The sequence below is a fragment of the Cupriavidus pauculus genome, assembly GCF_003854935.1.
In the GTDB taxonomy this organism is placed as follows: domain Bacteria; phylum Pseudomonadota; class Gammaproteobacteria; order Burkholderiales; family Burkholderiaceae; genus Cupriavidus; species Cupriavidus pauculus_C.
In genome coordinates this window covers 2,186,575-2,198,990 of record NZ_CP033969.1, presented here as the reverse complement: position 1 = coordinate 2,198,990, position 12,416 = coordinate 2,186,575, and the positions used below count along the sequence as shown (strand labels likewise).

Annotated in this window: 11 protein-coding genes and 1 tRNA gene; 5 read left to right on the top strand and 7 right to left on the bottom strand. The window is 66.2% G+C overall.

The window, feature by feature from the left end:
- Window positions 1–113: 113 nt before the first annotated feature.
- The 4 genes from EHF44_RS11895 to EHF44_RS11880 all read left to right on the top strand — a co-directional run bounded on the left by EHF44_RS11895 (window position 114) and on the right by EHF44_RS11880 (window position 2,694).
- Window positions 114–190: transfer RNA gene (locus EHF44_RS11895), tRNA-Pro, on the top strand.
- 539 nt (window positions 191–729) lie between these two features.
- Window positions 730–951, top strand: a complete 222-nt coding sequence (gene infA, locus EHF44_RS11890) for a translation initiation factor IF-1 (RefSeq protein WP_008641674.1) — start codon at window positions 730–732, stop codon at window positions 949–951.
- A 186-nt stretch (window positions 952–1,137) separates the two neighbouring features.
- Window positions 1,138–1,614, top strand: coding sequence for a SixA phosphatase family protein (locus EHF44_RS11885; protein WP_124683923.1), 477 nt, complete (start codon window positions 1,138–1,140; stop codon window positions 1,612–1,614).
- Window positions 1,615–1,842: 228 nt separating this feature from the next.
- Window positions 1,843–2,694 (top strand): GNAT family N-acetyltransferase, encoded by an 852-nt coding sequence (locus EHF44_RS11880; RefSeq protein WP_124683922.1) that lies wholly within the window; start codon window positions 1,843–1,845, stop codon window positions 2,692–2,694.
- 111 nt (window positions 2,695–2,805) lie between these two features.
- Here the strand turns inward: EHF44_RS11880 and ppx are convergent, their stop codons facing one another.
- Window positions 2,806–4,338, bottom strand: coding sequence for an exopolyphosphatase (gene ppx, locus EHF44_RS11875; protein WP_124683921.1), 1,533 nt, complete (start codon window positions 4,336–4,338; stop codon window positions 2,806–2,808).
- A 110-nt stretch (window positions 4,339–4,448) separates the two neighbouring features.
- On the opposite strand from ppx, the gene ppk1 reads away from it, so the two are divergent.
- Complete coding sequence (ppk1, locus tag EHF44_RS11870) at window positions 4,449–6,569, top strand: polyphosphate kinase 1 (protein ID WP_124683920.1); 2,121 nt, start codon at window positions 4,449–4,451, stop codon at window positions 6,567–6,569.
- Between the two features lie 86 nt (window positions 6,570–6,655).
- On the opposite strand, the gene phoR is transcribed toward ppk1, so the two are convergent.
- The 6 genes from phoR to pstC all read right to left on the bottom strand — a co-directional run bounded on the left by phoR (window position 6,656) and on the right by pstC (window position 12,320).
- On the bottom strand, window positions 6,656–7,978 hold the full coding sequence (gene phoR / locus EHF44_RS11865) for a phosphate regulon sensor histidine kinase PhoR (protein ID WP_124683919.1): 1,323 nt from the start codon (window positions 7,976–7,978) through the stop codon (window positions 6,656–6,658).
- Window positions 7,979–8,118: 140 nt separating this feature from the next.
- Entirely contained in the window at window positions 8,119–8,826 is a 708-nt protein-coding gene (phoB, locus tag EHF44_RS11860; protein ID WP_124683918.1) for a phosphate regulon transcriptional regulator PhoB, read from the bottom strand.
- Window positions 8,827–8,861: 35 nt separating this feature from the next.
- The gene (gene phoU, locus EHF44_RS11855; protein ID WP_124683917.1) at window positions 8,862–9,566 is read right to left on the bottom strand and encodes a phosphate signaling complex protein PhoU; all 705 of its coding nucleotides are present in this window, start codon (window positions 9,564–9,566) and stop codon (window positions 8,862–8,864) included.
- A 57-nt stretch (window positions 9,567–9,623) separates the two neighbouring features.
- The gene (gene pstB / locus EHF44_RS11850) at window positions 9,624–10,412 is read right to left on the bottom strand and encodes a phosphate ABC transporter ATP-binding protein PstB (RefSeq protein WP_061959259.1); all 789 of its coding nucleotides are present in this window, start codon (window positions 10,410–10,412) and stop codon (window positions 9,624–9,626) included.
- Window positions 10,413–10,455: 43 nt separating this feature from the next.
- A complete protein-coding gene (gene pstA, locus EHF44_RS11845) occupies window positions 10,456–11,358 on the bottom strand; it encodes a phosphate ABC transporter permease PstA (RefSeq protein WP_124683916.1) in 903 nt (300 codons plus the stop codon).
- Entirely contained in the window at window positions 11,355–12,320 is a 966-nt protein-coding gene (gene pstC / locus EHF44_RS11840; protein ID WP_124683915.1) for a phosphate ABC transporter permease PstC, read from the bottom strand. The genes pstA and pstC overlap by 4 nt, the downstream gene beginning before the upstream one ends.
- Between the last annotated feature and the right edge of the window lie 96 nt (window positions 12,321–12,416).

The window sequence follows — 12,416 nt, the reverse complement described above, 5'->3', positions numbered from 1 at the left end:
CCAAATGCGATCCCGCCTGAAGCGGGGTACCGGGCGGCGCCGCGCACGCCACTTGCGGCGCCGGCAGGCTCCATTTGACCGGGGGTGGCGTGTCGGGATAGAATCGCCGGTTCCGGAGCGTAGCGCAGCCTGGTAGCGCATCTGATTTGGGATCAGAGGGTCGTAGGTTCGAATCCTATCGCTCCGACCATATTTGCAAGCTGTTTTAGGTAGAGGGATCAAGGGCTTACGCCGCAAGGCGTGAGCCCTTTTTTCCTGGCGCCGCCGCCGCGGGCCGGCGGCCACGGCGATGCCGCGCCTGCGAAAACGCGGGAACGTGCTACAATCGCGCGTCAGTTCGGGGTATCTGTGCATGCCCTGTAACCGGGATCGCGCCGCCTGGCGCACTGGAAAACCCATCGCCCCGCCCCCACCTTCTGCTGTATGTGGATGGCCGGATGCGTCACCTGGCCCGGAAACACCTTGCCCGCTGTCCCCGTGATGTACACGGCTGCGCCCATTGCGCGCGCGGCCGGCATGGCAAGGTAATCGTCAGGGTCATCCGCGCTCCCTTCTCGATTCTCCGGCCCGCCTGGCCTGCAAGCCCGGCCCGCCGGATTGCTTCCCGGAACGTTACGCGCGGCTGCCGCCCTCGGGTGGCGATGCGTGGCCGCGCACAGACCACCGGGCGTCCACAGAATACTCACCAACTCAACGCAGCCGTTGCGGGCTGCCACAAAGGAAAACAGATTGGCTAAGGAAGAACTCATTGAATTTGGCGGCGTGGTGTCGGAAGCCCTGCCCGACAACCGTTATCGCGTGACGCTGGAAAACGGCGTGGAAATCTGGGCATACGCTTCGGGCAAGATGCAGAAGCACCGCATCCGCATCCTGGCCGGCGACCGCGTGACCTTGGAAATGTCGCCCTACGACCTGACCAAGGGCCGCATCAATTTCCGCCACAAGTCCTGAGTTCGCTGCATCCGGCCGGTGCCCCGCTGTCATGCGGGTGACACCGGCGCTGCCGACACTGACGGGCTATCCGTGGGCCTTGCCCACCGGATGGCCCGTTTTGTTTTTGGGCGGCCGCGGCGCGACGACCTTGCCGGGGCCGCCGCGACTCACCATACTCAAGGCTCGACGAAGCCCCTGCCGAACATGAATCTGATTCTGTGGCGCCACGCCGAAGCCGAGGACCTGCCCGACGCGCTGAGCATCTCGCGCAGCGCCGACCTGCAGCGTCCGCTGACGCGCCGTGGCCGCAAGCAGGCCGAGGCCTCCGCCGACTGGCTGCGCGCCCATCTGCCGGCCGACTACCGCGTGGTCTGCAGCCCCGCCCTGCGCACACGCGAGACCGCTGCGGCGCTGTCTGGCAAGGCCGAGATCCTCGACGACCTGGCGCCGGGCGCCGACGTGGGCGCCGTGCTCGCCGCCATCGACTGGCCGCAGGGCCATGACCACACCGTCGTGGTTGGCCACCAGCCGTGGATCGGCCAACTCGCCAGCCTGTTGCTGGCGGGCCACGAGATGCCCTGGAGCGTCAAGAAGAGCGGCATCTGGTGGCTGGCGGGACGCACGCGTGAGCACGAAGCCCAGGTGGTCCTGCGAGCGGTCGTCCAACCAGATTTTCTCTAAATGCACGGCGGCGTTCGAAGTTAAGCGCCCCGGAAGTCACATATTTGTCATCAGCCTGTCGCATTTCGGCGAACAACGATGTGCGCAATCGTAAGCCTGTTCTATGGTTAAGGCTTGCGTCGCGACAACGATGTGTCAGTCACGGAACGGTCACGATCGATTCACGGCGCTGTCACCCGGCCTCTCTACATTGTTTCGAAGCCGTTTCGTCACCGAAAGGACACACTGATGCGAGACCTCCCGACGCCTACCCAGCCGCTTTTCGACTCCTTGCCCACTGGCCTGTCCGGCCAGTCGGCGCGGAGGCGTCTTCCTCGTCAGCCAGCACAGCACCAAACCCAGATTCAAGCTCCGGCGCCTGCTTTCAGCGTGGCGTGGGCACGTCACCAGGACGAAGTAGCCGAGGCCCAGCGCCTGCGCTACAAGGTCTTTGCCGAGGAAATGGGCGCGCGCCTGCAGTCCTCGGCCACCGAAACCGACGTCGACATGTTCGACGCCTACTGCGACCACCTGATCGTGCGCGACCAGGAGACGCTGAAGGTGGTGGGCACCTACCGCGTGCTGCCGCCGCACCAGGCCAAGCGCATCGGCTGCCTGTACGCGGAATCGGAATTCGATCTCGTGCGGCTCGCGCACCTGCGCCCGAAGATGCTGGAACTGGGCCGCTCGTGCGTGCACCGCGACTACCGCTCGGGCAGCGTCATCATGGCGCTCTGGGGCGGCCTGGGCGAATATCTGCAGCGCTACAACCTCGAATCGATGCTGGGCTGCGCCAGCGTGCCGATGAGCGACGGCGGCCACTACGCGGCCAGCCTCTATCGCCAGTTCGCCGAGAAGTCGCTGGCGCCGATCGAGTACCACGCCTTCCCGCGCGTGCCGCTGCCCGTGGACGACCTGAACCAGGCGCTGGATGTGGAACCGCCGGCGCTGATCAAGGGCTATCTGCGCCTGGGCGCCAAGATCTGCGGCCTGCCCGCCTGGGACCCCGATTTCAACGTTGCCGATTTCCTGACGCTGCTGCGCGTGCGCGACATGAACCCGCGCTACGCCCGGCACTTCCTGGGCATCCAATCGGCCTGACCGCTCCGGCGACCACGGCCCCTGCCACCGGACGAAACGGCTGATCGTACGGAAGGCAAAAGAAAAACGGCGACTCAATGCGAGTCGCCGTTTTTCATTGGCTTGCCAGTATCAGACGTAGACAACCTTGTAGCGCTTGCCCACGCGTTCCCACTCGTCGGCTTCCTGCGCCAGGCTGTATTCGACCAGCGGATTGGCGTCGATCCACGTCTTCGGCAGGCGCACTTCGAACCCTTCGTCCAGTTCGTCGGCACGCTGCCTGACCTGGATGTCCGGCAGCTTCATGTCGCCACGGCGCCGGCATAGTACAAACGCCAGACGCAGGCTGAACAGCATCCGCCAGTCGACAAACTTGCCGCTGCCCGACAGCTTGCCGAGCTTGCCCGCATGGCCCAGCAGCAGCGTGGCCAGCCGCGCCTGGTCGGTCTTCGAGAAGCCCGGCATGTCGGCGTGCGTGGCGATGTAGGCCGAGTGCTTGTGATAGCCGCTGTGCGAGATCGTCATGCCGATCTCGTGCAGGCTGGCGGCCCAGCCCAGCAGCGCCAGGTTGTCGTCGCGGCGCTCGTTGCGCGGCTCGGGAAACTGCGCCAGCAGGTCGCGCGCGGCCTGGCCGACGCGGGTGGCCTGGGCGCGGTCCACGGCGTAGCGGCGCATGAACTGATCCACGGTCACGGTCCGCATGTCCTCGTGATGGCTGCGGCCGAGCAGGTCGTACAGCACGCCCAGGCGCAGCGCGCCGTCGGTCACGTCCATGCGGTCGACATCGAGTTCGGCAAACACGCCGAGCATGATCGACAGGCCGCCCGGCAGCACCGGAATCCGGTCCGCCTTCAGGCCGGTCAGCTTGACCCGGTTCGTATTCTCGGCCTTGATCAGCGCGCGCTTCAGGCGCTCCAGCCCTTCGCGCGTGATGCCGTGCTCGGACGCGCTGTCGTTCATGCCATTGAGCTCGATCAGTTCGGCCAGCGCGCGCGCCGTGCCCGACGAGCCCACGGCCTGCTGCCATCCCGCCGCCTTGTACTGGCGCACCAGCACCTGGATCTCGCGGCGCGCGGCCAGCTCGGCCTGCTTGAACGCGTATTCGTCCACGTTGCCGCTGGGAAAGAACTGGCGGCTGTGCGAGACGCAGCCGATGTACAGGCTTTCCATCAGCTTGGACTGATAGCCGCTGCCAATGATGAATTCGGTAGAGCCGCCGCCGATGTCGACGACCAGGCGGTTGCCCTGGCAGGCCGGCGCATCGTGCGACGCGCCCAGGTAGATCAGGCGCGCCTCTTCGCGGCCGGCGATGACTTCGATCGGGAAGCCGAGCGCGGCTTCCGCCTCGATCAGGAAGTCCGATGCATTCTTGGCCACGCGCAGGGTATTGGTGGCCACGGCCCGCACCTGCTCGGGGGCGAAGTCGCGCAGGCGGTCGCCAAAGCGGCGCAGCGCGTCCACGCCGCGGCGGCGCGCGGGCTGGTCCAGGTACTTGTCCGGCGTCAGGCCGGCCGCCAGCCGCACGGGCTCGCGCAGCGCATCGACCTGGAAGATCTGGCTGGCCGGGCCCGAGGCGGTGGGCGTCTCATCCACCCGCCCGATCATCAGGCGGAAGCTGTTGGAGCCCATGTCGACGGCGGCCAGCAAGCGGGGATTCTGTGTCATTGCGTCAGTATTACGCGGGATAGGCCGACGATGGCCAAGCCCGTAAGATTATGTCTGTGTCATGTCCGCAGCATGACAAAATCAAAGTGTCATCAAATTGACACGATTCTATGAAAAAGTCGCCACATCGCCAAAACAAGGTCTTAGACATGTCGACGACGCCGCCCGGCACGCTGCTGAACCGCGAGCTGGGCATTCTGGAATTCAACGCGCGAGTGCTCGCGCAAGCCGCCGACCCCAATGTTCCGCTCCTGGAACGGCTGAAATTCATCTGCATCGTCTCCAGCAATCTGGACGAGTTCTTCGAGATCCGCATGGCCGGGCTGAAGGAACAGATGCGGGACAACGCATCGGGCCTGACGCCCGACGGCCTTTCCTTCCAGCAGGCCTACCAGCTTGTCACCGAGCGCACGCAGCGGCTCGTGGCCTCGCAGTATGACATGCTGCAGAACGTGATTTTCCCCGCGCTTGAAAAAGAGGGGGTGTTTTTTCACCTGACCAGCACCTGGACCGACGCCCAGCGCGAATGGGCGCGCGACTTCTTCGTCCGCGAACTGGGCCCGGTGCTGACGCCGATTGCGCTCGACCCGGCGCACCCGTTCCCGCGCGTGCTCAACAAGAGCCTGAACTTCGTGATCGAGCTGTCCGGCAAGGACGCCTTTGGCCGCGACGCCGACCTGGCCATCGTGCAGGCCCCGCGCGCGCTGCCGCGCGTGGTGCGGATGCCGGAGGCGCTGTCGGGCTACCCGTTCGGGTTCGTGATGCTGTCGTCGTTCATGCAGGCGTTCGTGCACGAGCTGTTCCCGGCCATCGAGGTCGAGGGCTGCTACCAGTTTCGCGTCACCCGCAACTCCGACCTGTTCGTGTCCGAGGACGACATCACGGACCTGCGCGAGGCGCTGCAGGGCGAGTTGCCTACCCGTCACTTTGGCGACATGGTCCGGCTGGAAGTCTCGTCCGACACCCCGCCCGCGCTGGCGCGCCGGCTGCTGCTGGAATCGGGGCTGACTGAGCAGGACCTGTACCGCGTCAGCGGGCCGGTGAACCTGGTCCGGCTGATGCAGATCCCGGACCTGGTGGACCGCCCTGCCCTGAAGTACCCGCCGCACGTGCCGGCGCCGGTCAAGGCGTTCCCGCCGGGCGCGAACATGTTTGACGTGATCCGCCAGCGCGACGTGCTGCTCCATCATCCGTACGAAAGCTTTGCCTCGGTGCTGGACCTGCTCCAGGCCGCCGCCAACGACCCGAACGTCGTGGCGATCAAGCAGACCGTCTATCGCACCGGCAACGAGTCGGCCGTCATGGAGGCGCTGATGACGGCGGCCCGCAACGGCAAGGAAGTGACCGTGGTGGTGGAGCTGCTGGCACGCTTCGACGAGGAAACCAATATCAACTGGGCCGAGCGGCTGGAATCGGCCGGCGCCCACGTGGTGTATGGCGTGGTGGGCCACAAGTGCCACGCCAAGATGCTGCTGGTGGTGCGGCGCGAGCCGGCCAGCGCCAAGGTCAAGCACGCGGTGCTGCGGCGCTACGTCCACCTGGGTACCGGCAACTACCACCCGCGCACGGCACGGCTGTATACCGATTTCGGGCTGCTGACCGCCAACGAGCAGGTCTGCGAGGACGCCCACCACGTGTTCCAGCTGCTGACCGGCACGGCCGGCACCATCCGGCTCAATCACCTGTGGCAGTCGCCGTTCACGATGCACAGCAACCTCGTCGAGCACATCCGCGCCGAGGCCCGCAATGCGCGCGCCGGCAAGCGTGCGCGGATCATCGCCAAGATGAACGCGCTGCTGGAGCCGACGATCATCGACGAGCTGTACAAGGCGTCGCGCGCGGGCGTGAAGATCGACCTGATCGTGCGGGGTGTCTGCGCGCTGCGGCCCGGCGTGGCGGGGCTGTCCGAGAGCATCTCGGTGCGCTCCATCGTCGGCCGGTTCCTGGAGCACCATCGCGTCTACTACTTCCACGCGGCCGGCGAGGACGTGCTGTACCTGTCCAGCGCCGACTGGATGGACCGCAACCTGTTCCGCCGTGTCGAGGTGGCGTTCCCGATCCTGGACCGCTCGCTCAAGGCGCGCGTGATCAAGGAAGGGTTGCAGGTCCACCTTCACGACAATGCGTCGGCCTGGATCATGGAGCCCGATGGCGAGTACGTGCGTAAGGCGTCGCGCGCCAAGCTGCAGCGCGTGAGCCAGCAGGAACTGCTGCTGAGGTTCGGCACCTGACCCTGGCCGGCCGGGCGCGGCGGGCGACAAAAAAGGCGGACCACGGTCCGCCTTTCTGTTTGCCGGCCCTGCCCGCTTCCGCCGGGCTACGCCGCGTGGCGCGACGTGTCGGCGTCGTAGCCGCTCCGATCTACGGGAAATACGATGCGGAACGTGCTGCCCCGGCCCACCTCGCTGGTCACGCGCAGGTCGGCATGGTGGCGCGACAGCACGTGCTTGACGATGGCCAGCCCCAGGCCAGTGCCGCCGGTATCGCGCGACCGGCTGCGGTCGACCCGGTAGAAACGCTCGGTCAGCCGCGGGATGTGCTCGGGCGCGATGCCCAGCCCGGTGTCGCTGACCGAGAACACCGAGTGGCCATCGGTAAAGGTCATGCGGATGGCGATGCGGCCGCCGTCGGGCGTGTAGCGCACCGCGTTGGACACCAGGTTGCCCAGCGCCGACAGCAGCTCGCCCTCGGCGCCGCGCAGCACCACGGCCGGGTCGATCTCGGTCTCGATCTCGTGCCGGCCCTGCGACAGCGCCTCGGCATCGTGCACCAGATGGGCGGCCAGCGCGGCAACGTTGACGCGGTCGTGCCCGGGCGGCTGGGCGTCGGACTCCAGCTTGGCCAGCGCCAGCAGGTCCTCGACGATATGCTGCATCCGCATGGACTGCACCAGCATCATGTCGACGTAGCGGTTGCGGTCTTCCTCGGACACCGGCAGGTCGCGCACGGTCTCCAGGAAGCCGGTGAGCACCGTCAGCGGCGTCTTCAGCTCGTGCGAGACGTTGGCCACGAAGTCGCGCCGCATGGCCTCGGTGTTCTCGACCTTGGTGATGTCCTGCGTCAGCACCAGCTTGCGGTTTTCGCCATAGGGCAGGATCTGCACCGACGTGATGCTGCGCTTGTGCTCGCCCATGTCGCGCATGACCAGCGGCTCGTCGTAGCGCTCGCGGGTCAGGTAATGGACGAATTCCGGCCGGCGGATCAGGTGCGTGATGCGCTGGCGCACGTCGCGCCGCGCGTTGAGCCCGAAATGCTGCTCGGCCACGTCGTTGCACCATTCGATCTGGTCCGCGTCATCGAGCATCAGCACGCCGTACGGCGACGCCTGGATGGCCTGGATGAAGCGCGTGTGCTGCTGTTCCACCTGCAGCACCTGCGTGCGCCAGCGCTTGACCAGCCGGTGGAGCCGGTAGTAGACCTCGCCCCACAGGCCCAGCGCGCTGGGGATTTCGCCATATGCCGGGGCGTCGAGCACCCGCCACAGGCGGTTGATCTGGAACAGGTAGTAGGCCAGCAGGCCGAGCAGGGAAAGGCAAAGGAACAGCAGGCCGGGCACGGCGCCGGCCACGGCGTACAGACCGCCGGCCACGGCTGCCAGGCCGACGAGGATGGCCACGGAGCGGGCCCAGATGACATTCATGCGAGGAGTAGATGAGGTTCAGACTGCGTTCGCATTGCGGCACAGTCTGCCACAACAAGCGCCGCGGCGTTGCGTCCGCCCGGCATTATCCGCTATCGGCCGGCGCGGCCCCCGCTGCACCGCCGCCGGCCCGGCCGGCGTCAGTGATTTGGCGATCGCGCCAGGCGGTAGCCGCTGCCCCGCACGGTCTCGATCATGTTGCTGTAGCCGCCCGGCGTCAGCGCCGCACGGAGGCGCTTGATGTGGACGTCGACGGTCCGCTCCTCGACGAACACATGGTCGCCCCAGACCTGGTCCAGCAACTGGGACCGGCTGTGCACACGCTCCGGATGGGTCATCAGGAAGTGCAGCAGGCGGAACTCGGTGGGGCCCAGGTCCAGCTTGATCGGGCCGGTCTCGTCCTGGCCGGTCACGCGGTGCGTGGCCGGGTCCAGCCGCAGGCCGTTGATGGCCACCACGTCGTCGGTCAGCTGCGGCGCGCGGCGGCGCAGCACCGCCTTGATGCGCGCCAGCAGTTCCTTGGGCGAGAACGGCTTGGTGACGTAGTCGTCCGCACCGGCTTCCAGGCCCATGACCTTGTCCTGCTCCTCGCTGCGGGCGGTGAGCATGATGATCGGGATCTGCTTGGTGCGGTCGTTGGTCCGCAGCTCCTTGGCGAAGGTGGCCCCGGACTTGCCCGGGAGCATCCAGTCCAGCAACACCAGGTCGGGCAGCACGTCGCTCATCAGCGACAGGGCCTGCTCGGCGTTGTAGGCGCGAATGGGATAGTGTCCCGCGTGCTGGAGATTGACGGCAATCAGCTCGGCGATGGCCGGTTCGTCCTCGACAACGAGAATACTGCTTGGCATGTAATTTTTCTCCGCTTATCAGTCCTGGCGCGTCGTCAGCTTAATGCTTCGCGCTCCATGTCTTCGCGCGAGGCATGGCGCACGTCCGTGCCCTTCACGATATAGATGATGAATTCCGCGATGTTCTTCGCGTGGTCGCCAATGCGCTCGACGGCCTTGGCGATGAACAGGAAGTCCAGCGCCACCGAGATCGTGCGCGGGTCTTCCATCATGTAGGTGATCAGCTTGCGTACGAAGGCGCGGAATTCCTCGTCGATGGCCTTGTCGTCCTTGACGATCCGCGCGGCAGCCACGGTGTCGAGCCGGGCAAAGGCGTCCAGCGCCTGGCGCAGCAGGTTGATGGCCATCTCGCCGGACAGCTTCACCTCGGCATAGTTGATGTTGTGCGCAGCCGCATCTTCCATGATGTGCTTGGTGCGCTTGGCGATCTTCTCGGCCTCGTCGCCGGCGCGCTCCAGGTTCGTGATCGTCTTGGAAATCGCCATCACCAGGCGCAGGTCGCGCGCGGTGGGCTGGCGGCGGGCGATGATGTTGCCGCAGTCCGCGTCGATCTCGACTTCGAGCGAGTTGAGCTGCTGTTCGCGCACCATGACCTGGTCGGCCAGGTCGGCGTCGAAGTCGGCCAGCGCGCGCATGGCCATTTCGATCTGCGACTCCACCAGCCCGCCCATCTGCAGCAGCTTGGTGTTGATCGCGTTGAGGTCGGCGTCGAACTGGGTCGACAGGTGTTTGTCAGTCATGGTGTGCTCCTGGCCGCTTGCCGAATGCTGGATGGGTCCTGCGCTGCCCGCCCCGGATCAACCGAAGCGGCCGGTAATGTAGTCCTCGGTTTCCTTGCGGTGCGGCTTGATGAAGATTTTCTCGGTCTCGCCGAACTCGATTAGCTCGCCCAGGTACATGTACGCCGTGTAGTCCGAGCAGCGCGCGGCCTGCTGCATATTGTGCGTCACGATCACGACCGTGTACTCGTCCTTCAGCTCGGCGATCAGTTCCTCGATGCGGCCCGTGGAGATCGGGTCCAGCGCCGAGCACGGCTCGTCCAGCAGCAGCACCTCGGGGCGGATGGCGATGCCGCGGGCGATGCACAGCCGCTGCTGCTGGCCGCCCGACAGGCCGTAGCCCGACTGGTGCAGCTTGTCCTTGGCCTCGTTCCACAGCGCGGCCTTGGAGAGCGCCCATTCCACGCGGTCGTCCATTTCCGAGCGCGACAGCTTCTCGAACAGGCGCACGCCGAACGCGATGTTGTCGTAGATCGACATCGGGAACGGGGTGGGCTTCTGGAAGACCATGCCCACCTTGGCGCGCAGCAGCGAGATGTCCTGCTTGCTGGTCAGCAGGTTCTCGCCGTCCATGTTGATCTCGCCCTCGGCGCGCTGCTCCGGGTAGAGCGCGAACATCTTGTTGAACGTGCGCAGCAGTGTGGACTTGCCGCAGCCCGACGGGCCGATGAACGCCGTGACCTTGCGGTCCGGGATCGACATGTTGATGTTCTTCAGCGCGTGGAACTGGTTGTAGTAGAAGTTCAGGTTCCGGACGTCGATCTTGGCGCGCACGGTATCGGGAATATCGATGACGGTAGAGGTCATGCTGATGTCTCGCTTGAATTCGGTAGTTGGCTGGAGGCGCCGGTTATTTCTTGAACAGCATGCGCGCGACAATGTTCAACGCAAGCACGCCGACAGTAATCAGGAACACGCCGGCCCAGGCCAGTTGCTGCCATTCCGTGAACGGGCTCATGGCAAAGCGGAAGATCGTCACCGGCAGGTTGGCCATCGGCTTGTTCAGGTCCGCGCTCCAGAACTGGTTGGACAGCGCGGTGAACAGCAGCGGCGCGGTTTCGCCGGCGATCCGGGCCACGGCCAGCAGCACGCCGGTCACGATGCCCGCGTACGACGACTTGACCGTGATCGACATCACCATCTTCCACTTCGGCGTGCCCAGGGCCACCGCGGCCTCGCGCAGCGCGTTCGGCACCAGGTTCAGCATGTTCTCGGTAGTGCGGACCACGATGGGAATCTGCAGCAGCGCCAGCGCGCACACGCCGGCCCAGCCCGAGAAGTGGCCCATGCGCGTCACCACCAGCGCGTAGACGAACAGGCCGATCACGATGGACGGCGCCGACAGCAGGATGTCGTTGATGAAGCGGATCAGGCTGGCCAGCGGCGACTTCTGGCCATACTCGGCCAGGTAGATGCCGGCCAGGATGCCCAGCGGCGTGCCGACCAGCGTGGCCACGCCCACCAGCACGAAGCTGCCGAAGATGGCGTTGGCCAGGCCGCCGCCGGCGGTGTTCGGGGCCGGCGTCATCTGCGTGAACAGGTCGATCGACAGGCCGCCCACGCCCAGCGAGATCGTGGTCCAGAGGATCCACGCCAGCCAGAACAGCCCGAAGGCCATGGCCGCGAGCGACGCGGTCAGCGCAAAGGCGTTGGTGCGGCGGCGCGAGCCCTGGAGCCGGCCGCGGATGGCGTCGGAATCCGGACGAACAGCGGGAATGGACGAGGTCGATACGGCTTGACTGGCTTGGTTCATTTGCCACCCTCATTCTTGGCAAGGCGCAACAGCAGGATCTTGGACAGGGCCAGCACGACGAACGTGATGAAGAACAGGATCAGGCCCAGTTCCATCAGCGCTGCGGTATGCAGGCCGGCACCGGCTTCGGCGAACTCGTTCGCCAGTGCCGAGGTGATGCTGTTGCCGGGCGAGAACAGCGAGACGTTGTCGAGCAGGTTGGTGTTGCCGATCACGAACGTGACGGCCATCGTTTCACCCAGCGCGCGGCCCAGGCCCAGCATGATGCCGCCGATGACGCCGGCGCGCGTGTAGGGCAGCACGACCTTCCACATCACTTCCCACGTGGTGCAGCCGATGCCGTAGGCCGATTCCTTGAGCAGGACCGGCGTCACCTCGAACACGTCGCGCATCACCGAGGCGATGTACGGGATGATCATGATCGCCAGGATCACGCCCGCGCACAGCAGGCCGATGCCCAGCGGCGCGCCCTGGAACAGCTTGCCGATCACCGGCACCTGCCCCACCGTGTTGGCGAGCGGCTTCTGGAAATATTCGCCGAAGATCGGCGCGAACACGAGCAGGCCCCACATGCCGTAGACGATCGACGGCACGGCGGCGAGCAGCTCGATGGCGGTGCCCAGCGGCCGGCGCAGCCAGACGGGCGACAGCTCGGTCAGGAACAGGGCGATGCCGAAGCTGACCGGCACGGCGATGATGAGCGCGATCAGGGAGGTCACCAGGGTGCCGTAGATCGGCACGAGCGCGCCGTAGACGTCGGCGGGCGGGTCCCATTCGGCCGACCACAGGAACGGCAGGCCGAACTGCTTGATCGACGGCCAGGCGCTGATGGCGAGCGACACGATGATGCCGCCCAGCAGCAGCAGCGTGACGATGGCGGCGCCGCGGGTCAGGCCGCCGAACAGGATGTCGCCAAGGCGGCTGGGAGGCCGGACGGCGGGGAGATCGGACGTAGTCGCCATGATGGAAATCGGTAGGTGGAACATGCGCCACGGCAGCCGTCCGGCCACCGTGGCACCGTCACGCGGCCCGGGGCCGGCCAAGGGCCGGCGGGGCGC

Coding starts and splice junctions, on each gene's coding strand:
- EHF44_RS11885 (WP_124683923.1), top strand. CDS start 1,138: ATGAATCTGATTCTGTGGCGCCACGCCGAAGCCGAGGACCTGCCCGAC.
- EHF44_RS11880 (WP_124683922.1), top strand. CDS start 1,843: ATGCGAGACCTCCCGACGCCTACCCAGCCGCTTTTCGACTCCTTGCCC.
- ppx (WP_124683921.1), bottom strand. CDS start 4,338: ATGACACAGAATCCCCGCTTGCTGGCCGCCGTCGACATGGGCTCCAAC.
- ppk1 (WP_124683920.1), top strand. CDS start 4,449: ATGAAAAAGTCGCCACATCGCCAAAACAAGGTCTTAGACATGTCGACG.
- phoR (WP_124683919.1), bottom strand. CDS start 7,978: ATGAATGTCATCTGGGCCCGCTCCGTGGCCATCCTCGTCGGCCTGGCA.
- phoB (WP_124683918.1), bottom strand. CDS start 8,826: ATGCCAAGCAGTATTCTCGTTGTCGAGGACGAACCGGCCATCGCCGAG.
- phoU (WP_124683917.1), bottom strand. CDS start 9,566: ATGACTGACAAACACCTGTCGACCCAGTTCGACGCCGACCTCAACGCG.
- pstB (WP_061959259.1), bottom strand. CDS start 10,412: ATGACCTCTACCGTCATCGATATTCCCGATACCGTGCGCGCCAAGATC.
- pstA (WP_124683916.1), bottom strand. CDS start 11,358: ATGAACCAAGCCAGTCAAGCCGTATCGACCTCGTCCATTCCCGCTGTT.
- pstC (WP_124683915.1), bottom strand. CDS start 12,320: ATGGCGACTACGTCCGATCTCCCCGCCGTCCGGCCTCCCAGCCGCCTT.